At 58.6% G+C, this 22,052-nt stretch carries 20 protein-coding genes; 16 read left to right on the top strand and 4 right to left on the bottom strand.

The window, feature by feature from the left end; translation table 11 throughout:
- Positions 1-4: 4 nt before the first annotated feature.
- The 3 genes from INS80_RS16895 to miaA all read right to left on the bottom strand — a co-directional run bounded on the left by INS80_RS16895 (position 5) and on the right by miaA (position 3,829).
- On the bottom strand, positions 5-1,675 hold the full coding sequence (locus INS80_RS16895; RefSeq protein WP_192966743.1) for an ABC transporter substrate-binding protein: 1,671 nt from the start codon (positions 1,673-1,675) through the stop codon (positions 5-7).
- A 329-nt stretch (positions 1,676-2,004) separates the two neighbouring features.
- A complete protein-coding gene (locus INS80_RS16890) occupies positions 2,005-2,547 on the bottom strand; it encodes a helix-turn-helix transcriptional regulator (protein ID WP_369411424.1) in 543 nt (180 codons plus the stop codon).
- A gap of 412 nt (positions 2,548-2,959) precedes the next feature.
- Positions 2,960-3,829: a tRNA (adenosine(37)-N6)-dimethylallyltransferase MiaA gene (miaA, locus tag INS80_RS16885; RefSeq protein WP_192966741.1), complete on the bottom strand. Its 870-nt coding sequence runs from the start codon at positions 3,827-3,829 to the stop codon at positions 2,960-2,962.
- Between the two features lie 132 nt (positions 3,830-3,961).
- Here miaA and pyrH point away from each other — a divergent pair, with 132 nt between their 5' ends.
- From pyrH to lpxB, 13 genes are all read left to right on the top strand, one after another.
- A complete protein-coding gene (gene pyrH, locus INS80_RS16880; protein ID WP_192966740.1) occupies positions 3,962-4,705 on the top strand; it encodes a UMP kinase in 744 nt (247 codons plus the stop codon).
- Positions 4,705-5,499, top strand: a complete 795-nt coding sequence (locus INS80_RS16875) for a hypothetical protein (RefSeq protein WP_192966739.1) — start codon at positions 4,705-4,707, stop codon at positions 5,497-5,499. The genes pyrH and INS80_RS16875 overlap by 1 nt, the downstream gene beginning before the upstream one ends.
- Positions 5,500-5,646: 147 nt before the next feature.
- The gene (gene frr, locus INS80_RS16870; RefSeq protein WP_192966738.1) at positions 5,647-6,210 is read left to right on the top strand and encodes a ribosome recycling factor; all 564 of its coding nucleotides are present in this window, start codon (positions 5,647-5,649) and stop codon (positions 6,208-6,210) included.
- A 9-nt stretch (positions 6,211-6,219) separates the two neighbouring features.
- A complete protein-coding gene (gene uppS / locus INS80_RS16865; RefSeq protein WP_192966737.1) occupies positions 6,220-6,978 on the top strand; it encodes an undecaprenyl pyrophosphate synthase in 759 nt (252 codons plus the stop codon).
- Complete coding sequence (locus INS80_RS16860; protein WP_192966736.1) at positions 6,975-7,745, top strand: phosphatidate cytidylyltransferase; 771 nt, start codon at positions 6,975-6,977, stop codon at positions 7,743-7,745. The genes uppS and INS80_RS16860 overlap by 4 nt, the downstream gene beginning before the upstream one ends.
- 20 nt (positions 7,746-7,765) lie before the next feature.
- On the top strand, positions 7,766-8,935 hold the full coding sequence (gene dxr, locus INS80_RS16855) for a 1-deoxy-D-xylulose-5-phosphate reductoisomerase (protein ID WP_192966735.1): 1,170 nt from the start codon (positions 7,766-7,768) through the stop codon (positions 8,933-8,935).
- A gap of 9 nt (positions 8,936-8,944) precedes the next feature.
- The gene (gene rseP, locus INS80_RS16850) at positions 8,945-10,294 is read left to right on the top strand and encodes an RIP metalloprotease RseP (RefSeq protein WP_192966734.1); all 1,350 of its coding nucleotides are present in this window, start codon (positions 8,945-8,947) and stop codon (positions 10,292-10,294) included.
- Positions 10,295-10,737: 443 nt separating this feature from the next.
- Positions 10,738-13,149: an outer membrane protein assembly factor BamA gene (gene bamA / locus INS80_RS16845; RefSeq protein WP_192966733.1), complete on the top strand. Its 2,412-nt coding sequence runs from the start codon at positions 10,738-10,740 to the stop codon at positions 13,147-13,149.
- 205 nt (positions 13,150-13,354) lie between these two features.
- Positions 13,355-13,861, top strand: coding sequence for an OmpH/Skp family outer membrane protein (locus INS80_RS16840; RefSeq protein ID WP_369411445.1), 507 nt, complete (start codon positions 13,355-13,357; stop codon positions 13,859-13,861).
- 76 nt (positions 13,862-13,937) lie between these two features.
- On the top strand, positions 13,938-14,402 hold the full coding sequence (fabZ, locus tag INS80_RS16835; protein ID WP_192966731.1) for a 3-hydroxyacyl-ACP dehydratase FabZ: 465 nt from the start codon (positions 13,938-13,940) through the stop codon (positions 14,400-14,402).
- A gap of 5 nt (positions 14,403-14,407) precedes the next feature.
- Positions 14,408-15,193: an acyl-ACP--UDP-N-acetylglucosamine O-acyltransferase gene (gene lpxA, locus INS80_RS16830; protein WP_192966730.1), complete on the top strand. Its 786-nt coding sequence runs from the start codon at positions 14,408-14,410 to the stop codon at positions 15,191-15,193.
- Between the two features lie 3 nt (positions 15,194-15,196).
- Entirely contained in the window at positions 15,197-15,988 is a 792-nt protein-coding gene (locus tag INS80_RS16825; protein WP_192966729.1) for an LpxI family protein, read from the top strand.
- Positions 15,985-17,145 carry a lipid-A-disaccharide synthase gene (lpxB, locus tag INS80_RS16820; RefSeq protein ID WP_192966728.1) on the top strand — a complete coding sequence of 387 codons (1,161 nt, stop codon included), beginning with the start codon at positions 15,985-15,987 and terminating at the stop codon, positions 17,143-17,145. The genes INS80_RS16825 and lpxB overlap by 4 nt, the downstream gene beginning before the upstream one ends.
- Here the strand turns inward: lpxB and mnmA are convergent.
- Positions 17,139-18,284 (bottom strand): tRNA 2-thiouridine(34) synthase MnmA, encoded by a 1,146-nt coding sequence (mnmA, locus tag INS80_RS16815; protein ID WP_192966727.1) that lies wholly within the window; start codon positions 18,282-18,284, stop codon positions 17,139-17,141. The two genes, lpxB and mnmA, sit on opposite strands and share 7 nt — an antisense overlap.
- 147 nt (positions 18,285-18,431) lie before the next feature.
- Between mnmA and sciP the strand changes: the two genes are divergently transcribed.
- The 3 genes from sciP to ligA all read left to right on the top strand — a co-directional run bounded on the left by sciP (position 18,432) and on the right by ligA (position 22,052).
- Positions 18,432-18,710 (top strand): CtrA inhibitor SciP, encoded by a 279-nt coding sequence (gene sciP / locus INS80_RS16810; protein ID WP_192966726.1) that lies wholly within the window; start codon positions 18,432-18,434, stop codon positions 18,708-18,710.
- Positions 18,711-18,883: 173 nt separating this feature from the next.
- On the top strand, positions 18,884-19,609 hold the full coding sequence (gene ctrA / locus INS80_RS16805; RefSeq protein WP_192966725.1) for a response regulator transcription factor CtrA: 726 nt from the start codon (positions 18,884-18,886) through the stop codon (positions 19,607-19,609).
- Positions 19,610-19,805: 196 nt separating this feature from the next.
- Positions 19,806-22,052, top strand: a complete 2,247-nt coding sequence (ligA, locus tag INS80_RS16800) for an NAD-dependent DNA ligase LigA (protein WP_192966724.1) — start codon at positions 19,806-19,808, stop codon at positions 22,050-22,052.

Genomic DNA, 22,052 nt, shown 5'->3' with positions numbered 1-22,052 from the left:
AAGCTTAGGCCTTAAGCGCCCATTTGTAGATCTGCGGCAGGTCCGCGATATGCTTGTCCACACCCACCAGATTGTCCCTGTGGTGACGCATCGCCGTGCGCCAGTAGGGCTGGATAGTGACGCCTTCGTCGATCATGATGGCCTGCAGCTTAGCCATCACTTCGCGGCGCTTGTCCGCATCGGCGATCGCGTTGGCTTCGGCCAAAAGCGCGTCGAATTCGGCATTGGCAAACCCGCTTTCGTTCCAGGCTTCGCCCGACCGGTAGGCCAGTGCCAGAACCTGGGTGCCCAGCGGGCGGTGGTTCCAGTTGGTCGAGGAGAACGGATACTTCGCCCAGTCGTTCCAGAAGGTGGAACCCGGCAAAATGGTTCGCTTGACGTTGATGCCGGCATCGCGCAGCTGAGCGGCCACTGCATCGGTGGTGTTGCGGCGCCAGTCATCGTCGATCGACAGTAGCTCGTGCTCGTAATCGCCCATGCCCGCTTCGTCCATCAAAGCCTTGGCCTTGGCTGGATCAAACGGGATACGGGTGACGCTCGGGTCATGCTCGGGATGCATCGGGCCAACATGGCAGTTGTCGGCGGGGATCCCGTAGCCCGACATGCCCAGTTCGAGGCAGACATTGTTGTCCACGGCCATGGCCAGCGCCTGGCGCACACGCTTGTCGGCGTAGGGCTTCATGCCGTTCACTTCGGCCTGCTGGTTGGGGCGGATCACAATGGTAAAGCCCGAGGGAATTTCCGACCGGGTGAGGCCGATACCGTCGAAGATGTCGACGTATTCACCGACCGATTCCCAGTTCATGTCGATCTCTTCCGCCTCGAAAGCGGCCAGGAAGGCGGCCGGGTCGGTGCCGTAGTCGATGAACTCGATCCGGTCCAGGTGCCCGCCCTTGCCTGCGGCATAGCCCCACCAGTCGTGACCTTCGTTGCGGACCAGCACGCCCTTGACGCCTACTTCCATGCTTTCGGGCAGCATGTAGCCGGTCCCGATCGGGTTCTCCAGCATGGTTGCGGCATCAAAGCTTGCGTGGGTGATCGCTGCCGGATAGTCTGCCATGCCGGGGATGATGGTGATGTCAGGGGTGTTGGCTTTCAGCTTCACGGTGTGGCTGTCCACCACGGTGATCGCACCCTCGGCGGCCTTGCCGGTTTCCGCGTCAATCAGCGAACCCATGCGGGCTGCCATGGAGTTGCCCTCGACCGAGCTGTCGCACCAGCCAGTGATGTTTCGCGCCACATCTTCGGCAGTGAAGTCATCGCCGTTGTTCCACTTCACGCCCTTGCGAACGTTAAGCGTGTATTCAGTGGCATCGTCATTTGCGCTCCAGCTTTCCAGCAGCATCGGGCCGAAAGAGCCGTCGCTGTTGTACTCAACAAGATACTCCAGCCAGCCAGCAGTGAAGGTCGCGATCTGGGTCCAGTCAAAGGTGCGCGGATCCTTCAGCGCGCGCACTTCCATCTGCATGCGCAGGGTGCCGCCCTTTTGCGCATGCGCCGCGGCTTGCGCTGGGGCGGACATACCGATCAGCCCGTAGGCAGCCGCAGCGCTGACGCCCAACGCGGTCGAGCGGGCCAGAAACTCGCGTCGGTCCAGCTTGCCCTGTTTGACTTCCTCAGCATGCATTTTAGCCGCCCAATGGATCGGCGTTGCTGTGGTGGTTCTAATCTTCATGTGGATCTCCCTAGTGCACCGGCAGGGTCTTTAGCGCCCCGTGTCGTGTGGCGATATAGGGCCGAATAGCTGGCCTCATAGGTGCTTTGGTTGTTTTTTCGCCGTCTCACCAGCCCATTCGGCCTGATTAGCCGCTGCACGTCAATGCATAGTTTCGGCAGATCGGGTGTCAAAAGCGACCTTTTGAACGTCGGTTTTGAATTGTGTGTCAAAATGATCCTATGGCTGCGGTCGGAACTGGGCATATGTGCCTAGTGGTCGGCCGTCATGGCCGATCTCAAGGTTTGTCTGGGGAATCACCTCTGTAGCCTGCGCCGGAAGCGGCGCGCTTAAAGCGCAACCGCGCTAAGCCGGGCTTTCTTGCGCAGGCTGCTGGGTGTTTCACCTGTGTGCTGTGTGATGAAGCGGGTGAAGTAGGCGGCGCTGCCAAATCCGAGAAGCGAGGCAATATCTCGCATTGGCAAATCGCTGGAAATGAGAAGGCTGCGAGCGGCATATAGCTGCCGCTCTGTAAGGAGCGTTGCTGCGGTTTTGCCGGTTTCGGCTTTGCAGACGCGTGTCAGGTGTGTTGGCGTGACCCGCAAGGCTGCAGCGTGATCGGCCATGTTGGCCTGTTGGTCGAAACATTCGACAACGCGTTGGCAATACGCCTGGGACAAGCGCCGCGCTGCACTTGGTTTGGGCGGAGGCAGAGGTCCGGACGGGATCTGCCTGCGCAGATGAACGCTGACCAGATCCGAATAGGACTGTATTGCACGTCGCCATAGGGCAGGGTGGGTGCTTTGCTCATTTGCGATTTCTTCAAGCAGGCTGTTCAGCCGGGCCTGCTCTCGAATGTCCTGGACTTTGAGGTGAAGCGGCGCATCGGGCATGGACACCGGTGCGCTGGCGGGTACTACGAGAACCTGGCCCAAACACTGTCGTCCGAATTCTGCCGACCAAAGATGGCCTGCGGGAAAAAAAAGAGCGTTGTGCGTTCCAAACCCTTTTTGGTGTCCATCCATCAGACAGCGGCCCTGTCCGCGCGTGATCCAGATCAGGACATGTTCCTTTCGGTCATGCGCAAGTTCTGTCTGCCAGGGACCGCCAGGCGTAAAACGCGAAAGCGGCAGAACGCACAGATCTTCGGTTGGTTTCGGGTCAAATGGCATGAGTGGTCATCATATTCCGTAAAATTGAATATGAGTGTCCACGAAAATATGATTCTTGCAAGCACACGCTCTGCCTTGAGGCGTGCAGATACCTTGCAATACGCCCTAAGGCGAGGTTTTCGAGAGTTAGAACCTAAACGTCGCGTTCTGGCAGAATTTCATGCCAGGCTTTCATTCTGGCCCGAAACCAGGTGCGTTGTCTTTTGGCGAACTGGCGGGTTGAGATTGCAGCGGCTTCTTCGGCCTCTTCCAGGGTAGTTTGCCCGGCGACATAGCGCATAAGCTCAGGAACGCCGATTGCCTTGCAAGAGGGCAGCGCCGGATCATAGAGGTCTCGCATGGCCTCTATCTCATCAAGGGCGCCGGCTTCGATCATTTTACGGAAACGCTTTCGGATGCGGGCCTCAAGCCACTCTTTCGAACTGCTTATGACAAATGCAGTGCTATTAGAGAGTGGCAACGCAGGCGCCGGGGTGGCATCCTGCCAGTCTGCCAGTGGGCGCCCGGTGGCGGTCAGAACCTCCCAGGCGCGCTGGACGCGTGCACGGTTCTTGACGTCTATGCGCGATGCGGTTTCCGCATCCAGCTGAGTGAGCAGATCCTGGTGCGATAGGCGATCTCCTTTTGCGCGCACCTCTGGAGGCGTTGCTGGAATATCGGCCATGCCTTCGGTCAGGGCGCTGAAATAGAGACCGGTTCCGCCGACAATTATGGGGCGCTCAGAACCATTGAGGAGGGGAAGAACCTCTCGCAGCCAGTGACCGGCCGAATAGGTTTCGTCAAAGCGGATATGGCCATAGAGGCGATGCGGTGCGCGGGCTTCTTCTTCGACCGAGGGGCGGGCCGTGACCACGCGCCAACAGTCGTAGACCTGGCTGGCATCGGCGTTGACGATCACGCCGCCCTGGGTTTCGGCGATCTGGAGCGCAAATGCCGATTTGCCGGAGGCGGTTGGACCGGCGATCAGCACCGGTTTGTCCGGATCGATGTCTGGAAGTGTCATTTCTATGCGGACCTGTAAGTAACAGAATTTGGCTGAATTGGGACATAAAAGGCGTCCGGCCTGCATTGATCCCGGCTGCGATTTGCTCCATTTTGCGGCGCAAAGTAACCCCGTCATATTCCGGAGCGCAACATGCCCCAAGAAATCGATACACCGGCCGCCTCATCGGCCGCCGCCTATAAACGTGTGATGCTGAAAATCTCGGGTGAAGCCCTGATGGGGGATCAGGGGTTTGGCCTGCACCCGCCGACCGTTCAGCGTGTTGCGCAGGAAGTGAAATCGGTGCATGATATGGGCGTCGAGATCTGCATGGTCATCGGCGGTGGCAATATCTTCCGCGGCCTGTCCGGCGCCGCGCAGGGGATGGAGCGCACCACAGCGGACTATATGGGGATGCTGGCCACGGTGATGAACGCCCTCGGCATGCAGGCCGCACTCGAAGGGTTGGGGGTTTACACACGGGTGATCTCGGCCATTCCGATGGATCAGGTCTGCGAGCCCTACATCCGCCGCCGCGCGGTGCGCCACCTTGAGAAGAAGCGGGTCTGCATCTTCGCCGCAGGCACCGGCAACCCTTATTTCACCACCGATACGGCGGCGACACTGCGGGCTAATGAAATGGGCTGCGAAGCGATTTTCAAGGGTACCAAGGTGGATGGCGTCTATGACAAGGACCCGGTCAAATTTGATGATGCCAAGCGCTATGACACCGTGAGCTATGATGATGTGCTGGCCAAACGCCTGGGCGTGATGGATGCCTCGGCGATTGCGCTGGCGCGCGACAATAGCCTGCCCATCATCGTCTTCTCCCTGGACGAGCCGGGCGGGTTCCGGGGCATCCTGGCGGGCGAGGGCACCTACACCAAGGTCGGATGATGAAACGCCTCTTCGCCATTGTGTTGGCGTTCTCTTTCCCGGGTGCCGCAGCAGCCGGGGAGGCAGAGCTGATCTCCTTTCTGCAGCATGAAGGCTGCACCATCGGGCCAGCGGTGATCGAAAAAGCCACGGCACGCGGATTTTCGCAGGATGCGCTGAACCGCCTTGCACAGGATGCGCTGGACGATGGGCAGGCCAAACAGGAAGGCGCCTGTGTGGTTCTGGATCGCAGCCTGTGCGAAATGAAGCTGCCGATTATCCAATCGGACTTCAGTATCGGCGATGCTGTCTTTGCGCCATATATCGCGGTCGAAGACCCCGAAGGCGATGGCGCGCAACAGGGCTGCTATCTCAACGACGCCATAAAGGCGCTGGAAGCTATTCCGGGGATGTCTGCCGAGGATGCTGGTTACGCGCATCTGAAGCTTCTCGGCTCTGGCCTTGTTTCCGGTCAGCTTGCCTTCTTTGAAAACACGCCGCTGCGCGCACCGCCTGGATTCACCGTTATTCACAATGAAGATTGCGCGGCCCTTCCGGCGGCGAGGGATGTGCGGGAAGGTTTCTCCGTCAAGAAAAAGTACTTCGATTGGTTCATGCGCTACCTGTTTGAAAACGCAAAATGCGGGGGAAACGGGACCGAGAGTTTGCATGCGCAGTGGGAAATCGACGATGACAACAAGAATGCTTGGCTCTTTTTTGAATACGAAATGATTGTGCGAGCTGCTGGGTGGTATGAAGGCGCGCATGTAAGCGACGGGCGACCTCCGCTGTGTCACTATCCCAAGGCCGGCTAGGTGGCCAAAAGCTCTGACAGCCAGCCGGAAACCAGAAAGGGCGACGCGCGTCCAAGGCCACCAAACCTGCGCAACATTGCTATACAATCTTGCGCCAATCGCTTATGAGCGGTGTAAAGACCGCCTCAAGTCAGGGGAGAGAGCAGAATGTCTGATGAATTTGAACTGGATACCGACGATCTGAAACGCCGCATGGACGGCGCAATGGCCAACCTGCGGTCGGAGTTTGCATCCTTGCGTACCGGGCGTGGCTCGGCCTCGATGCTGGACCCGGTGATGGTTGATGCCTATGGATCGATGACACCGATCAACCAGGTCGGCACCGTCAACGTGCCCGAGCCGCGCATGGTGACCATCAATGTCTGGGATAAGTCCCTCGTCGGTAAGGTGGAAAAGGCGATCCGCGAATCCGGCCTTGGCATCAACCCGCAGCTCAACGGCACCATCATCATGCTGCCGATCCCCGAGCTGAATGAGGAACGCCGCCGCGAGTTGAGCAAGGTGGCCGGCCAATATGCCGAACATGCCCGTGTCTCGGTGCGCAACGTGCGCCGCGACGGCATGGACCAGATCAAGAAAGCAAAGGCCGATGGCATGTCCGAGGACGATCAAAAGTTCTGGGAAAGCGAGGTGCAGGACCTGACCGACAAGATGATCAAGGCAGTCGACGAAGCACTGGAGACGAAGCAAGCTGAAATCATGCAGGTCTGATCTCCGGCCATGTCCCAACAGACCGACACGGCGCTGCGGACAGACGCCCCGCAATCAGGCATCCCGCAGGGGCCATGCCATGTTGCCATCATCATGGATGGCAACGGACGCTGGGCGCAATCCCGTGGGCGTCCGCGACTGTTCGGTCACCATGCCGGCGCCAAACGCGTGCGTGAGATCGTCGAATGCTGCCAATCGCTTGGCATCAAGTATCTGACAATCTTTGCCTTCTCGACAGAGAACTGGAAGCGAACACAGGTTGAGGTCGCTGGCCTGATGAGCCTGTTTCGCAGGTATATCTCGAAAGAGATGAAAGCCCTTGCTGCCAAGAATGTGCGCGTGCGTTTCATCGGGGACCGGGTACGGCTTGATGCAAAGCTGATCCAGTTGATGGATCAGCTTGAGATCGAAACCCAGGGCAATGACGGCACCCATCTGACGATCGCGCTGAACTATGGTGGGCGCGACGAGGTGGCTCGGGCCACCAAACGCTTGGCGCAGGATGTGGCTGCTGGAAAGCTTTGTCCCGAGGATGTGGATGAAGAAACCCTGCCTAAGTACCTGGATACACACGTTTTGCCTGATCCGGATCTGGTGATCCGGACCAGCGGCGAAGCGCGGATATCGAACTTTTTGCTGTGGCAGTCCGCCTATGCGGAGTACGAGTTCATCGACACGCTCTGGCCGGATTTCTCGGCTGAGGAACTGGGCAGGCTGTGCCGTGATTATGGTGCGCGGGATCGCCGATTTGGAGCGGTCAAGACATGAGTGCGGGGCGCTGGTCCGATCTGATACCGCGGATCCTCTCGGCGGTCGTGATGGTTGTGGTTGGCTCGCTGGAGATCTGGCTTGGCGGAATCTGGTTCGCCCTTCTGATCGCTGCGGCCTGCGGGGGCATGGTCTGGGAATTGGTGCGAATGGTGGCTCCAGCGCAAAAGGGGCAGGCGCTGCAGCTGGGCGGTATGACCGCTGCGGCCGTTCTTGGGTCCACTTTGTTGCCGGCAACTTGGGGTATGTCGCTGCTGGTCGCGCCTGTCATGGCTGGAATCTTTCAGATGCCGACTGCTTCTAGAGTCAGGTTCGGTCTGTTCGGGCTATGGATCGTCTGCGCAGGCTTTGCCTTTGTCTGGCTGCGAAATGAAATGGGCGTGCTGTGGCTTTTGTGGCTGATTGGTGTCGTCGTCGTCACCGATGTTGCGGGGTATTTTGCAGGAAAAATCATCGGCGGGCCAAAGCTTTGGCCGCGTATCAGCCCCAAGAAAACCTGGTCCGGCAGCTCAGCCGGCTGGCTTGCGGCGGCCGGTGTGGGGCTGGCCTTTGCCGAACCCTCGGGCCTTGGGCTTTGGGCGGTGCCTCTGTCTGTGGTGATCTCCATGGCCAGTCAGGCCGGGGATATCGCCGAAAGTGCCCTGAAGCGACGCATGGGTGTCAAGGACTCGAGCGCGCTCATTCCCGGTCATGGCGGGCTTTTGGACCGGTTTGACGGGATGCTTGGCGCAGCCGCCGCCTTCCTGATTTTCGTGATGTTTTTCTGATAGCCTTGAAAGGCAGGATGATGCGCAAGATCTCAATCTTCGGGGCCACCGGCTCCATTGGTCAGAATACCATCGATCTGATCCGCAGAAATTCGCGTGCCTATGACGTGGTGGCCCTGACCGGCGGGGCGAACATCGCACAACTTGCCAAGGACGCCGTTGCGCTGAAGGCCGACGTGGCCGTCACTGCCTATGATGACAAGCTTGAGGATCTGCGCGCGGCCCTTGAGGGCAGTGAGGTCGAAGCGGCAGCAGGCCAGGAAGCCCTGATCGAGGCGGCGGCCCGCCCCGCCGACTGGGTGATGTCCGCCATCGTGGGGGCTGCTGGTCTGGCGCCGGGGCTTAAGGCTTTGGAGCAAGGCGCCACACTGGCTCTTGCTAACAAGGAGTCGTTGGTTTGCGCAGGCGAGTTGCTGATGCGGACTGCGCTCAAGCATGGCGCCCGCCTGTTGCCTGTAGACAGTGAGCATTCGGCCATTTTTCAAGGGCTTGTCGGCGAAGAAATCGCTGCGGTAGAGCGGATTATCATTACCGCGTCAGGCGGGGCTTTCCGCGATTGGCCGATTGAAGATCTGGAACGGGCTTCATTGGAAGAGGCCTCTTCTCATCCAAACTGGGACATGGGGCAACGGATCACGATCGACAGTGCATCCATGTTCAACAAGGCCCTTGAAGTGATTGAGGTAAAAGAGTTCTTCGGCGTCACTCCTGATCAGATCGAGGTTTTGGTCCACCCGGAGTCGCTGGTGCATGCGCTCGTTGGTTTCAAGGATGGTGCGCTGATGGCCCATCTGGGCGCACCAGATATGCGTCATGCCATCGGCTATGCGCTGCATTGGCCTGATCGCAAGGATCTGCCGGTGGATCGCCTTGATCTTGCGGATATTGGCCAGCTCAACTTCCGCAAGCCGGACCCGGCGCGTTACCCCGCACTCACGCAGGCCTTCGACGTGATGGAGCGCGGTGGGCTTATGGGGGCCGCTTTCAATGGCGCCAAGGAACGGGCGCTGGATCTGTTTATCGAAGGGCGGATCGGTTTTACCGACATGGCGGACATCACCGCGACCGTTCTTGAACGGATGGAGGCACAATCTGGCCTCATTGATTCCGCAATGACCCTTGATAACGTCACCGAAACGGACCATCTCGCTCGGCAAGAGGCAGCACGCGCCGCAGCAGAACGTCAATAAGGTAAGAACTTGGATATCGTATCTCTTCTCCCGCAGTTTGGCGGTTTTCTCTACGTGATTGCCAGTTTCGTCGTGGCGCTCTCGGTGATCGTGGCCGTTCATGAGTACGGTCACTACATTGTCGGGCGCTGGTCCGGCATTCATCCGGAGGTGTTCTCGCTCGGTTTTGGTCCTGTGATCTGGAGCCGTGTCGATAAACGGGGCACGCGCTGGCAGATCGCCCTTTTGCCGTTTGGCGGCTATGTCAAATTCCTTGGCGATGCGGACGCGGCTTCGGGCAAGGATGCGGAGGCTATGGAAGCTGCGGCGCAAGATCCGTCCCGTCTGCGCAAGACGATGCATGGGGCGCCTTTGTGGGCGCGCAGTGCAACTGTTGCAGCGGGACCCGTGTTCAATTTCGTGATGTCCGCGATCATTTTCTCGGCTTTGGCCCTGACGCAAGGCAACGTGCGTGAGCCCTTAACCGTTGGGGAACTGTTGCCTCTTCCGGGCGTGGAAACCGGTCTTCGCGCGGGGGACGAGTTGGTCTCGGTCGAAGGCGTGGCCGTTCCGCAAGAGAGCAACGGGACAGAATGGACTACCTTCCGCGATGCTCTGCCCATGGTGCAGCCGATGCAATATGAAGTGCGTCGTGACGGGGCCATAGTCAGCGTGGACGGCCCCTTCCTGTCGCCGCCTTACGTGCGCGGTGTTGCGCCGCGCAGCGCTGCCGCGGATGCCGGGCTTGAGCCGGGCGATGTCATCACTGCAGTAGACGGCCAGGAGATCTTTGCTTTCGACCAGCTGAAGTCTGCTGTGGAAGATGCCGATGGGCGCGCGCTTGCATTGAAGATCTGGCGCGATGGAGCTGTTCTCGATCTGACGCTTGCACCGCGTCGTACGGATGAACCGCAGGCCGATGGAAGCTTTGCGACTCATTGGCGTATTGGGGTTATCGGCGGCCAGGCTTTTGAGCCTGCGACCGAGGCAGCGGGCCTTGGCGAATCGATCAGCGCTGGCGTGGCTCAGGTCTGGGCTGTGATCGATATGTCGATCTCTGGACTGACACATATGATTACCGGTGCCATCAGCACCTGCAATCTGTCCGGTCCGATCGGCATTGCCGAAACTTCCGGGGCGATGGCCAGTCAGGGGCTCGACAGCTTTATTCGCTTCATCGCTGTCCTGTCGACGGCGGTGGGCCTTCTGAACCTTTTCCCCGTGCCGGCGCTGGATGGGGGGCACCTTGTGTTCTATGCCTATGAGGCAGTATCTGGCCGCCCGCCCAGTGACGCGGTGATGCGCATCCTGATGACACTGGGAATTGCTGTCATTCTGTCCTTGATGCTCTTTGCCTTGGGGAACGACATTTTCTGTTAAATTTTCAGTAAGCAGTGTGGTGATGCAGCGGCACTGCCAAACTGTGGCCATATTCCCGACCTAAGCTTGCAGCGCGTGGGTAGGTGTGCGCTGTCGGCAGTGGCCTACCCCTTCTGTGCTCTGGCTGAGAATTGGAGGGTCAATTGGATCGTTTGGCAAACATGGATCGAGGTCTGGGTCTGTTGATGCGTATCAACTGGGACCGAATGCTGGCCGTTCTGGCCGTTTTTGTCAGTTTGAGCACGGGTGCATGGCTGGCCTCGATTTTCTAGCTCCCCTCTGAGGAACAGTAGCGTTTTCGCACAGGGGAAGGGAATGGGCTGCCTCTTCTTCCGGTGCGCGGTCGAGCATCTAAGTTTCAGCCATTGCGTTCTTGGTTTTGACAACGGAGTTTAAACCCGATAGCACGATTAAAAGCTGCTAAAAAAATCGGGTTTAGACTGATGGTTCGGGGGAATTTCGCGGGTACATCCTGCGTTCTGCGTGAAAAACGCACCAATATTTTGTATAGAAGCGCATCTGCAGCCGTTTTGGCGGTTGCTCTTGGATTTGCATTTACACCACTGGCTGCGAACGCCCAGAGCTATCGCTTCAATGCGGTTCAGGTCGAAGGCAATCAGCGCATTCAATCCAACACGATCGTGTCCTACGCCGGGCTTGAACGCGGCAAAGCCGTTAGCGCGGGGCAACTGAATGATGCTTATCAGCGCATCCTTGCCAGCGGCGTGTTCGAAACCGTTGAGCTGGTTCCCAGCGGCAACACGCTGATTATCAAGGTCACTGAGTTCCCGACCATCAGCCGGATCAATTTCGAAGGCAACCGTCGGATCAAGGATGACAAGCTTGCCGAACTGATCGAATCCACTCCGCGCCGCGTCTTCAGCGCCGCGCAGGCCGAACGGGATGCCGAAACGATCGCGGCGGCCTATGGAGCCCAAGGGCGTCTGGCCTCTCGCGTGACGCCGCGCATTATCCGTCGCAGCGACAATCGTGTGGACCTTGTCTTTGAAATCGTCGAGGGCGACACAATCGAGGTGGAGCGTGTCTCCTTTGTTGGCAACACCGTCTATTCCGATCGCAGACTTCGCCGTGTTCTTGAGACCAAGCAGGCCGGGCTTCTGCGGGCCTTTATCAACAAGGATACGCTGATCGAGGATCGTCTGCAGTTCGACAGGCAGGTGCTGCGAGACTTCTACCTGTCGCGCGGGTATGTCGACTTCCGGGTGAACAGCACAAACGCCGAGGTCACTCGGGAACGAGATGCGGTGTATCTGGTCGTTGACGTTACTGAAGGCCAGCAATTCACATTCGGTGAGGTCTCCGTGACCAGCGAGATCGCCGAGGCAGACGCGGATCTTTATTTCTCAGCGCTGGAGGTTAAACCCGGTGTCGTCTACTCGCCACTTCATGTGGAGCGTGCAGTCGAAAAGCTGGAAACACTTGCTGTGCGCCAGGGGGTGGACTTCCTTCGTGTGGAGCCGCGCGTTACGAGAAATGATCGTGATCTGACGCTTGATGTCGAGTTCGCACTGGTCCGCGGCCCCCGCGTGTTCGTTGAAAGAATCGATATCGAGGGTAATACGACGACCCTGGATCGTGTGATCCGTCAGAAGTTCAGAACCGTGGAGGGCGACCCCTTTAACCCGCGCGAAATCCGGGAAGCAGGTGAGCGCATCCGTGCGTTGGGCTTCTTTGCGACCTCTGATGTTGAGGTGCGCGAAGGCAGCGCCCAGGATCAGGTCATCGTGGATGTCGATGTCGAGGAACAACCGACTGGCTCTCTTAGTCTTGGTGGTGCCTACTCGGTCAACGATGGCTTTGGTATCAATATCGGTCTGACGGAGAACAACTTCCTTGGCCGCGGTCAGCGCCTGTCCTTCTCTATCGCGACAGCGCAGGAATCCGAAGAATATGTCCTGGGCTTTACCGAACCACACCTTCTGGGGCGCGACCTGACGTTCGATTTGGATCTTGGTGTTTCGGAAACCGATTCCAGCTTCGCGGAATACGACACGTCCCGTGCGTTCTTCCGTCCGGCCTTAACGTTCAACCTGCGCGAAGATACGACGCTGCAGGTGCGCTATGAGTGGTCAAAAAGTGAAATGATCAAGCGGGACGACGCCACGGCCTCTGGTGTGACATACCCCGTTGCCGGTCCGGTTATTCAAAGCGAGATTGCTCAGGGGGAAAGGTCCACAAGCTCGATCGGTCTGACCTATACCTACGACAGCCGTCTGACTGGCCTTGATCCCAATCGTGGCTTCACGGTTCAGGTAAGTGCGGATTATGCAGGGCTGGGTGGAGACAATGAGTACCTGCGTTCCACGGCGAAGGTCGTCGCGCAGCGCCAGATCTTGAATGAAGAAGTCACGCTGCGGGCAACTCTTGAGACCGGCTCTTTGCATTGGATGGGCAACGACAACAGCCGGTCAATCGACCGCTTTGTCCTGTCTCCCAGCATCATGCGCGGTTTCGAGCCGGGTGGTATCGGCCCGCGGGATACATCTCCGCGTCCGGCGGGCGTTGGCGGGTCCTATGATGACTTCCTTGGTGGCAACATCTACGCAGTGGCCCGCTTTGATGCTGAATTCCCACTCGGCTTGCCCGAAGAACTGGGCCTGCGCGGTGGCCTGTTCTACGATGTCGGGAACCTCTGGGGCTTGCAGAATGTGAATACTGCCGCAGCTGGCGGCAACATTCAGGGGCGCAATGGGTCCTTCCGGCATGTGATTGGTGTGTCCGTGCTTTGGACCACCGCGTTTGGACCTTTGCGCTTCAACTTCTCTAATGCGATCAAGAAGGAAGACTTTGACAAGGAGCAAAGCTTCGATCTGACTTTGCAGGCAAGGTTCTGAGCCGGGTGCAGGGTTGGAAAGGCGAGGCGCGCGACAGGAGCAGGGCCTCGTTCTATCTTGGTTTCCGTGAGGGGATATGAGGCATAGGGTGCACATATTCGTGGTCTATGGGTTCGCAGCCGCTTTGGCAGTGCTCCTTCCGCATCCGCAGGCCTTCGCTCAAAGCAATCAGCCTGTACTCGGTGCGCCTTTTGATCCGCTTCGGATACAGGGAGGGCAGATCGGGGTGCCGCTTAGCGGCATTCTGACCATTCAGCCTGAACGGTTGTTTTCCGAAAGCGCTTTTGGTCAGCGGGTTGCCCGGGAACTGGAAGCCGAAGGCGCCGTACTGACGGCCGAGAATCGCCGTATCGAGGCGGAGTTGCGCGCCGAGGAAAAGGACCTGACTCGGCGCCGAGGAGAAATGGAGGCGGAAGCATTTCGGGCCCTGGCAGATGCCTTTGACGAAAAGGTGCAGGAAACCCGCCGTGAACAGGATCGCAAGCTTCGCGAAATAAGCGAGATGGGTGAAGCGGCCCGGCGAGAGTTCTTTGTCGCCTCTCTGCCCGTCCTTCAGGGGATACTGCGCGACAGTGGTGCAGGAGCCATTCTGGACCACTCTTCTGTATTCCTAAGCTCTGAGGCGGCAGATGTGACAGAACTTGCAATCACGAGAATCGATGCTGTTCTCGGGGACGGATCGCAAGCGGGCGATCCCACAAACGAACCCTGACAGCTCAGCCCCGCGCTTGCCCAGCGATGCCAAGGTTGCTAGGGACGCGCAATGCACAACAAACGGGACATATGCCATGACAGCCGATCTCAAAAGCGCTGATATTCACTTGATCCAGCGGATTTTGCCGCACCGCTACCCGTTCTTGCTGGTTGATAAAGTGGTTGATATCGATGGCTATGCGTCGGCGCGCGGCATCAAGAATGTCACCATGAACGAGCCGCATTTCCAAGGGCATTTTCCCGGAACGCCGATCATGCCCGGGGTGACCATTGTTGAAGCCATGGCGCAGACTGCAGGCGTTATGCTAGGCGTTGGCATGGACATGGTGGACACTGATCTGCTGATCTACTTCATGAACATCGACAAGTGTAAATTCCGCCGCAAGGTGATCCCCGGTGACGTGCTCGAGATGAATGTCGAAACACTGCGCGGCAAGAAAGGTGGCAAGATCTTCAAGTTCAAGGGTGTTGCCACGGTCGAAGGCGAAACCGCTGCCGAAGCCGAATTCTCGGCAATGGTCGATCTTCAAAAGGACTGATCCGGATGAGCGTGATCCATCCTTCCGCAGTGATTGAAGACGGCGCCACGATTGGCACTGACTGCGAAATCGGGCCGTTCTGCGTTGTCGGCGCCGGGGTGACCCTGGCGGACCGGGTGGTGCTGAAGTCTCATGTCGTTGTCACAGGGGATACAGAGGTCGGAGAAGACACAACTATCTTTTCCTTCGCCGTTATTGGCGAAATTCCGCAGGATCTGAAGTTCAAGGGCGAAAAGAGCCGCACGATTATCGGCAAGCGCAACCGCATCCGTGAGCATGTGACGGTCAATGCCGGAACCGAAGGCGGCGGCGGTGTGACACGCATCGGCGATGACGGCCTGTTCATGGCTGGTTGTCATATTGCCCATGACGCTCAGATCGGGGACCGGGTGATCGTGGTGAACTCTGCCGCGGTGGCGGGCCACTGCATTCTTGAGGATGATGTGATCATCGGTGGCCTTTCCGGCATTCATCAATGGGTGCGGATCGGGCGCGGCGCCATTATCGGGGCTGTCACCATGGTCACCAATGATGTCATCCCCTACGGCCTGGTGCAGGCTCCGCGTGGAGAATTGGATGGCCTCAATCTTGTCGGTCTCAAGCGGCGGGGGGTTGCGCGCGCTGACATCACCGCGCTGCGCGCGGCCTTTCAGATGCTGGCGCAGGGAGAAGGTCCATTTCAGGAACGCGCCCGACGCTTGGGCGAGGAAACTGACAGCGCCTATGTGGAAGAGATTGTTGCGTTTATTACCGGGGCCAGTGACCGGTCCTTCCTGACACCGGGAGGCTGATCCATGATTGCATTGATCGCGGGGCAGGGGGCCTTGCCTGCAGAAATCTGCCAACGCCTGCCAGAGCGCCCCTTGGTCTGCGCGATGATGGGTTCCGAACCGGATGCGCTGGATGCAGAGCTCACCTTTAGGCTGGAACAGTTTGGCAGTTTTCTTGAACGGCTGAAATCTGCTGGGGTGTCAGAGATTTGTCTTGCCGGAGCTGTGAGGCGCCCGACGATTGATCCGTCGGCTATTGATGCGGCGACCCTGCCCATGGTGCCGGTGCTTCAAGGCGCCCTGACCTCGGGCGATGATGGGGCCCTGCGCGCTGTCATGCACTTGATCGAGGCTGCCGGTTTCACCGTGCGCGCCGCGCATGAGGTTGCCCCGGATCTTTTGATGGCGCCAGGTGTGCCAACGCGGGTGAAGCCCGGTGAGTTGGACAAGGCCGATGCCGCGCGCGGCGCCCAAGTCGTTGCGGCCATGAGCGCCGCCGATATCGGTCAGTCCTGCGCAGTGCGCGCGCAGCAGGCGATCGCGATCGAAACGATCTATGGCACGGACTGGATGCTGGAAACACTGATCCGCCGCCCGGACGGGCAGGGTGGTGTAATGGTCAAGGCTCCCAAGCTTGGACAGGATCGCCGTGCTGACCTGCCGACAATCGGGCCATCAACGGTCAGGAAGGCTGCGGCCGCAGGGCTGTCCGGTATAGTTCTAGAGGCGGGCGGCGTGATCGTTCTGGATCAGGACGCGGTGATCGCCGCCTGTGATGATCTGGGCCTTTTTCTGTGGTTGCGGGACGGGGCATGAGCCTCAGGGTCTTTATTCTGGCGGGTGAGCCTTCTGGCGATCGGCTGGGCGCAGCCCTGATGGAGGGCCTCAAGAGCCTCGACCCCGGTGTCACGTTCGAAGGGGTCGGCGGTTCGCTGATGACCGCTCAGGGGCTGTCGTCCCGCTTTCCCATGTCCGAGCTTTCGGTGATGGGCCTTGCCGAGGTGCTGCCGAAGTACCGACATTTGAAACGCCGCATCCACGAAACCGCCGATGCCATTCTTGCGATGCAGCCCGATGTGCTGATCACCATCGACAGCCCGGATTTCTCTTTACGGGTTGCCCGTCTGGTCAAGGAGCATAGCGCGATCCGCACGGTGCACTATGTTGCGCCGTCGGTCTGGGCTTGGCGGCCGGGGCGCGCGCAGAAGATGGCGACATGCATTGACCATGTTCTCGCCCTGCTTCCGTTTGAGCCTCCTTATATGGAGGCTGCGGGCATGGAGTGTGATTTTGTGGGGCACCCTGTCGTGGGTGAACCACATGCGACACCCGAGGAGACATCAAAGCTGCGTGCAGACCTCGGTATTGGGGATGCGCCGGTGGTGCTTGCTTTGCCGGGGTCGCGCCGCTCGGAGGTGTCGCGCCTTGCTCCGGTGTTTGGGGCGGCTTTGACCGATTTTGTCAGCGCGCACCCCGAGTATCGGATTGTTGTGCCCACGGCTGGAGCCGTCACCGACCTTGTGCGTGAGCAGGTCGCGACATGGCCCAAAGACACCATCCTGCTGGATCCAACAGGGCTGCAGCCTGCGCATGCCGAGGCCCGCAAACGCGCAGCCTTTTCCGCGGCCAGTCTGGCGCTTGCGGCGTCTGGCACGGTCTCGCTCGAACTGGCGGCCGCGCGCACACCAATGGTAATTGCCTACAAGTTCCAGTGGCTGACCTGGCAGATCATGAAGCGTATGGCGCTGATTGACACGGTGACATTGGTCAATCTGGTCAGCGATACCCGCGTCGTGCCAGAGTGCCTTGGCCCTGACTGCACCCCGTCCCGCATTGCCAGTGCTTTGGCTGATGTGCGTGCCAAACCCGAGGCGCAGGCAGCAGCGATGGCGCTGACGATGGAGCGATTGGGCGAAGGGGGCGAAGCGCCCGGTCTGCGCGCTGCCCGAGCGGTATTGGCGCGGCTTCAGTAACCACGCCAGATCCAGCCGCCGCCAAAAATCCGGCTGCTGTTCGTGTCATAAAAAACGCAGGCCTGACCAGGCGAGACACCTTCCTCGGGCGTCAGCAATTCCACTTCTGCCATGTTCTCCGACAAGGGACGAATAATTGCCTCTCGTGGGGGGCGGGTCGAACGCACCTTCACCGAGACATGCCATTCCTTCTGGCTGGTGAAGGGCGAATCGCCCAGCCAGTTAATTTCGCGCACCGGAATGGTTCGCGTTGCGAGCATCTCCTTGGGGCCGACAACCACCTGTTTCTTTTCAACGTCGAGGCGCACGACATAAAGAGGTTCGCTGAGCCCGCCAATGCCCAGGCCGCGCCGTTGGCCGATGGTGTAATGGATCACGCCGGTGTGCTGGCCCAGAACGCGGCCATCCGCGTGCACGATCTCGCCTGGATCGGCTGCGCCCGGGCGCAGTTTTTCGATCACGCTTGCGTAATCGCCGTTGGGCACAAAGCAGATGTCCTGGCTGTCGGGCTTGTCCGCCACTGCTAGCCCGTATTGGGCTGCCATGTCCCGCGTTGCGTCCTTGGACGGCAGGTGTCCTAGCGGAAACCGCAAGAACTCCAACTGCTCGGGCGTTGTTGAGAAAAGGAAATAGCTCTGGTCACGGTTTGCATCCTCGGCGCAATGCAGCTCTGGCCCGTTGGGGCCCATCTTGCGCTGGATGTAGTGGCCGGTGGCCATGCAGTCGGCCTCCAGATCCTTTGCGGTTTCCAGAAGGTCCTTGAACTTTACCCTCTCATTGCATCGAATGCAGGGTACCGGCGTTGCCCCGGCAAGATAGCTGTCGGCAAATTCATCGATAACAGCATCCTTAAAAATGTTCTCATAATCGAGGACATAATGCGGGAAGCCGCGCTCCTCTGCGACGCGGCGGGCATCATGAATATCGATCCCGGCACAACAGGCCCCCTTTTTCGCCAGTGCGGCCCCATGGTCATAAAGCTGCAGCGTCACACCGACGACATCATAGCCCTGATCGGCGAGATACGCTGCAACAACAGAGCTGTCGACGCCGCCAGACATGGCCACAACCACCCGCGTTTCGGACGGCGGTTTGGCAAAGCCAAGCGAGTTCAGCGGTACATTCGTATCCAGCGCCATGGGGCGACTCCTCAAATCAAGGAAAAGGCGTTGCAGAATATAGGAAAATGCTAACGATCCTCAAGGGCGTGGTTCACGTGCCGTTAAGGACAATCGGCCAAATCTGCTTGTGCACTTAAATACGCAAATCCGCACAGGGATAAAGTGATGTTCTTGAAGAAAGTTGATGGACCGCGCGCCGTAACCCTGCCTGATGGCACGGTGATGACGCGAGCGGACCTGCCGCCAAAGACAACCAAGCGATGGGTCGCTTCCCGTAAGGCCTCGGTCGTACGCGGCGTGCTCTACGGTCTGATTCCCCAAAGCGAAGCCCTGCGGACCTATGGCTTGAGCGAAGAAGAGTTCCGAAGCTGGGTTGCTGCGGTGGCCGATCACGGTGAAGAAGCCCTGAAAACAACCCAATTGAAGAAGTTTCGTAAGCCTTAGTGAACCGTACTATCCTTTTGATCCTCCTCCCTTTTGGACGCATCCTGTGGTAATGTGTGTTAACCAGGTTGCTTTGTAGTTGAGATTTAACGATTATGGTAACGGGCCATTAACTATTTTCCAGCAAGGTTAACGCGACCTGAGGGAAACAGGATACAGGCGGAGAAAAAAACATGCGCATTCTTCTTGTCGAGGATGATCCTACTACTGCGAAAAGCATTGAGTTGATGCTGACCCATGCAAATCTGAACGTCTACACGACGGATTTGGGCGAAGAGGGCATCGATCTTGCGAAACTTTATGATTACGATCTGATCCTTCTGGATCTGGGCCTTCCTGACATGAATGGGCACGAAGTGCTGCGCCAATTGCGCATGGCACGTATCGAGACACCCATCTTGATCCTGTCCGGAGCTGATGACACCGACAACAAAATCAAGGGCTTCGGTTTTGGGGCAGACGATTATCTGACAAAACCGTTCCACCGCGAAGAGCTGGTGGCCCGTATTCACGCGATCATTCGCCGTTCCAAGGGGCATTCACAGTCAATCATCAAGACCGGCAAGATTTCGGTCAACCTTGATGCCAAGACCGTCGAGGTGGAAGGCAAGGCTGTGCATCTAACCGGCAAAGAGTATCAGATGCTCGAACTGCTAAGTCTGCGTAAGGGCACCACTTTGACCAAAGAGATGTTCCTGAACCATCTATATGGTGGCATGGACGAGCCTGAGCTCAAAATCATCGACGTATTCATCTGTAAGCTGAGAAAGAAACTCAGCACCGCAACCGGTGGCGAGAACTACATCGAAACCGTCTGGGGCCGCGGGTATGTTCTGCGTGATCCGCAGGATGACCAGCTGGGCAACGGTAGCGAGCAACGCCTCGCTGTTGGCGCCTGACCCGGCATAGCAACGCGGACAGTTCTGCATTTTGTCACGCTGACGGTGTGACCGTTTGCTGGGAACGCTAGCGTCGCATTTTGGAAACCCGCTTCGGCGGGTTTTTCTGCGTTTAATGCGTTGCGTGATCCTGGCTCGACTGGACGTCGCGGCGGCCCCGTCCTATGACCTATGAAAAGACAGATGGGGAACACGCGTGACACAGAAGCAGGACGGCGATCCAAAGTCTCTTTCGGCAGAAGAAGCAAAAGCAGAGTTTCTTGCGCTGCAAGAGCGGCTGCGTGCGGCAGATATTGCCTACCATCAGGAAGATGCGCCGGTTATTTCGGACGCTGAGTATGATGCGGACAAACGGCGCTACGCTGCATTGGTTGCAGCGTTTCCCGAACTTGAAAAAGACGCGACGCAGCTGAACTCCGTCGGGGCTCCAGCGGCCTCTGGCTTTGGCAAGGTCAGCCATGCCGTTCCAATGCTATCGCTCGGGAATGCCTTTGAAGATGAGGATGTGGCGGATTTTGCGCGCAGCATCCGAAAATACTTGGGCCTGTCCGTCCAGGATCCGCTTGCCTTTACGGCTGAACCAAAAATTGACGGATTGTCGCTTTCCTTGCGGTATGAAGATGGTGTTCTGGTTCAGGCTGCAACGCGTGGCGATGGCAGTGTCGGCGAGAACGTGACCGAAAACGCCCGTACGATTGCCGATATCCCTGAGCAAATCGCCGGGGCACCAAGGATTCTTGAGGTGCGCGGCGAAGTGTACATGAGCCACGACGCCTTTGCCGCGCTTAACCAGCGTCAGCAAGAGCGGGGCGGTAAGGTTTTTGCCAATCCGCGGAATGCCGCGGCTGGCTCGCTAAGGCAGTTGGACGCCGAAATCACGCGGTCGCGTCCTTTGCAGTTCTTTGCCTATAGTTGGGGTGAGCTGTCTGAGCCCTTGGCGGATGCGCAAATTGAGGCGATAAACAGACTTCGGTCCCTTGGCTTCTCCACGAACCCGCTGACTCGTCTGTGCTCTTCGCTAGAGGAGATGATCGATCATTATCGCAGCATCGAGGCTCAGCGTGCCACACTGGGCTACGACATTGACGGTGTTGTCTACAAGGTGAACGACCTGAGCCTGCAGGGGCGGCTGGGCTTTCGGTCCACAACACCCCGCTGGGCGATCGCACACAAATTCCCAGCCGAATTGGCCTGGACCCGGCTTGAGGCCATCGACATTCAGGTTGGTCGCACCGGCGCGTTGAGCCCGGTGGCGCGGCTTGCGCCTGTAACGGTGGGCGGTGTGGTGGTTTCCAATGCAACGCTGCACAATGAGGACTACATTGCAGGGCGTGATTCCAAAGGGGCTGAGATCCGCGGCGGCAAGGATATCCGTGTCGGGGACTGGGTGCAGATCTACCGCGCGGGTGATGTGATCCCAAAGGTTGCAGATGTGGATCTTAGCAAGCGGCCGGAAAGCGCTGAGCCTTATTCCTTTCCACATGTCTGCCCCGAATGTCAGTCGCCGGCGATCCGCGAAGAAGGTGACGCGGTGCGACGCTGCTCTGGTGGGTTGATTTGCCCCGCGCAGGCCATTGAAAAATTGAAACATTTCGTGTCGCGCGGGGCCTTTGATATCGAAGGGCTGGGTAACAAGCAGGTCGAACAGTTTTACGCAGATGAATGGATCAGGGAGCCTGGGGATATCTTTACCCTGCGCGAGAGGTTTGGTTCTGGCTTGCAGCAGTTGAAAAACCGCGAGGGCTGGGGGGAAAAGTCTGCCGCGAACCTGTTTGATGCCATCGACGAAAAGCGGACCGTTCCATTCGCCAAGTTCATATTCGCTTTGGGTATTCGCCATGTTGGGGAAGTCGCCGGCAAGGATCTTGCACTTCACTATGGGGAGTGGTCTGCACTGACCTCAGCGCTGGATGCAGCGCGGGCCGCGGCCCTGGCGCACCGCGCGGCGGATGAAGCGGAGGACGCCGAGCGGATTGCGGCGGAAGCCGAAGGGCGCCGGGCACGCATTTCCGAAACGCGGGCGGCCGCAATCAAGGCTTGCGGTGTCCCTAATGAAGCGCAGGCCGCCTGGGACGATCTTGTTGGCACTGATGGGGTCGGTCCAATCCTTGCCCTGTCGCTGTCCGACGCGCTGGCCAACCCTGAAGAGCGGGCAGCAATTGATCGCTTGGCGGACCATCTCAATATTGTCCCTCCGGATGCCCCGGCAGCAGAAAGCCCCGTGTCCGGCAAAACCGTTGTGTTTACCGGAACGCTTGAACAGATGACGCGGGCAGAGGCAAAGGCCCGTGCAGAGGCGCTAGGCGCCAAGGTGTCCGGCTCGGTATCCAAGAAAACCGACATTCTGGTCGCGGGCCCCGGCGCTGGATCCAAGGCAACAAAGGCGGCGGAACTGGGCATCAAGGTGCTGGACGAGGCTGGCTGGCTGGAGCTTATCGGATAG

Source organism: Phycobacter azelaicus, assembly GCF_014884385.1.
GTDB classification, from domain to species: Bacteria; Pseudomonadota; Alphaproteobacteria; order Rhodobacterales; family Rhodobacteraceae; genus Phycobacter; species Phycobacter azelaicus.
The sequence above is the reverse complement of the archived record's forward strand: the minus strand, read 5'-3'. Positions and strand labels throughout refer to the sequence as shown.

What these genes read in the sequence shown, in the direction of transcription:
- fabZ (WP_192966731.1), top strand. Translation starts at nt 13,938, where the DNA reads ATGACAGCCGATCTCAAAAGCGCTGATATTCACTTGATCCAGCGGATT.
- INS80_RS16895 (WP_192966743.1), bottom strand. Translation starts at nt 1,675, where the DNA reads ATGAAGATTAGAACCACCACAGCAACGCCGATCCATTGGGCGGCTAAA.
- dxr (WP_192966735.1), top strand. Translation starts at nt 7,766, where the DNA reads ATGCGCAAGATCTCAATCTTCGGGGCCACCGGCTCCATTGGTCAGAAT.
- lpxB (WP_192966728.1), top strand. Translation starts at nt 15,985, where the DNA reads ATGAGCCTCAGGGTCTTTATTCTGGCGGGTGAGCCTTCTGGCGATCGG.
- miaA (WP_192966741.1), bottom strand. Translation starts at nt 3,829, where the DNA reads ATGACACTTCCAGACATCGATCCGGACAAACCGGTGCTGATCGCCGGT.
- INS80_RS16875 (WP_192966739.1), top strand. Translation starts at nt 4,705, where the DNA reads ATGAAACGCCTCTTCGCCATTGTGTTGGCGTTCTCTTTCCCGGGTGCC.
- lpxA (WP_192966730.1), top strand. Translation starts at nt 14,408, where the DNA reads ATGAGCGTGATCCATCCTTCCGCAGTGATTGAAGACGGCGCCACGATT.
- INS80_RS16890 (WP_369411424.1), bottom strand. Translation starts at nt 2,547, where the DNA reads ATGCCCGATGCGCCGCTTCACCTCAAAGTCCAGGACATTCGAGAGCAG.
- mnmA (WP_192966727.1), bottom strand. Translation starts at nt 18,284, where the DNA reads ATGGCGCTGGATACGAATGTACCGCTGAACTCGCTTGGCTTTGCCAAA.
- INS80_RS16825 (WP_192966729.1), top strand. Translation starts at nt 15,197, where the DNA reads ATGATTGCATTGATCGCGGGGCAGGGGGCCTTGCCTGCAGAAATCTGC.
- sciP (WP_192966726.1), top strand. Translation starts at nt 18,432, where the DNA reads ATGTTCTTGAAGAAAGTTGATGGACCGCGCGCCGTAACCCTGCCTGAT.
- pyrH (WP_192966740.1), top strand. Translation starts at nt 3,962, where the DNA reads ATGCCCCAAGAAATCGATACACCGGCCGCCTCATCGGCCGCCGCCTAT.
- uppS (WP_192966737.1), top strand. Translation starts at nt 6,220, where the DNA reads ATGTCCCAACAGACCGACACGGCGCTGCGGACAGACGCCCCGCAATCA.
- frr (WP_192966738.1), top strand. Translation starts at nt 5,647, where the DNA reads ATGTCTGATGAATTTGAACTGGATACCGACGATCTGAAACGCCGCATG.
- ctrA (WP_192966725.1), top strand. Translation starts at nt 18,884, where the DNA reads ATGCGCATTCTTCTTGTCGAGGATGATCCTACTACTGCGAAAAGCATT.
- INS80_RS16860 (WP_192966736.1), top strand. Translation starts at nt 6,975, where the DNA reads ATGAGTGCGGGGCGCTGGTCCGATCTGATACCGCGGATCCTCTCGGCG.
- bamA (WP_192966733.1), top strand. Translation starts at nt 10,738, where the DNA reads ATGGTTCGGGGGAATTTCGCGGGTACATCCTGCGTTCTGCGTGAAAAA.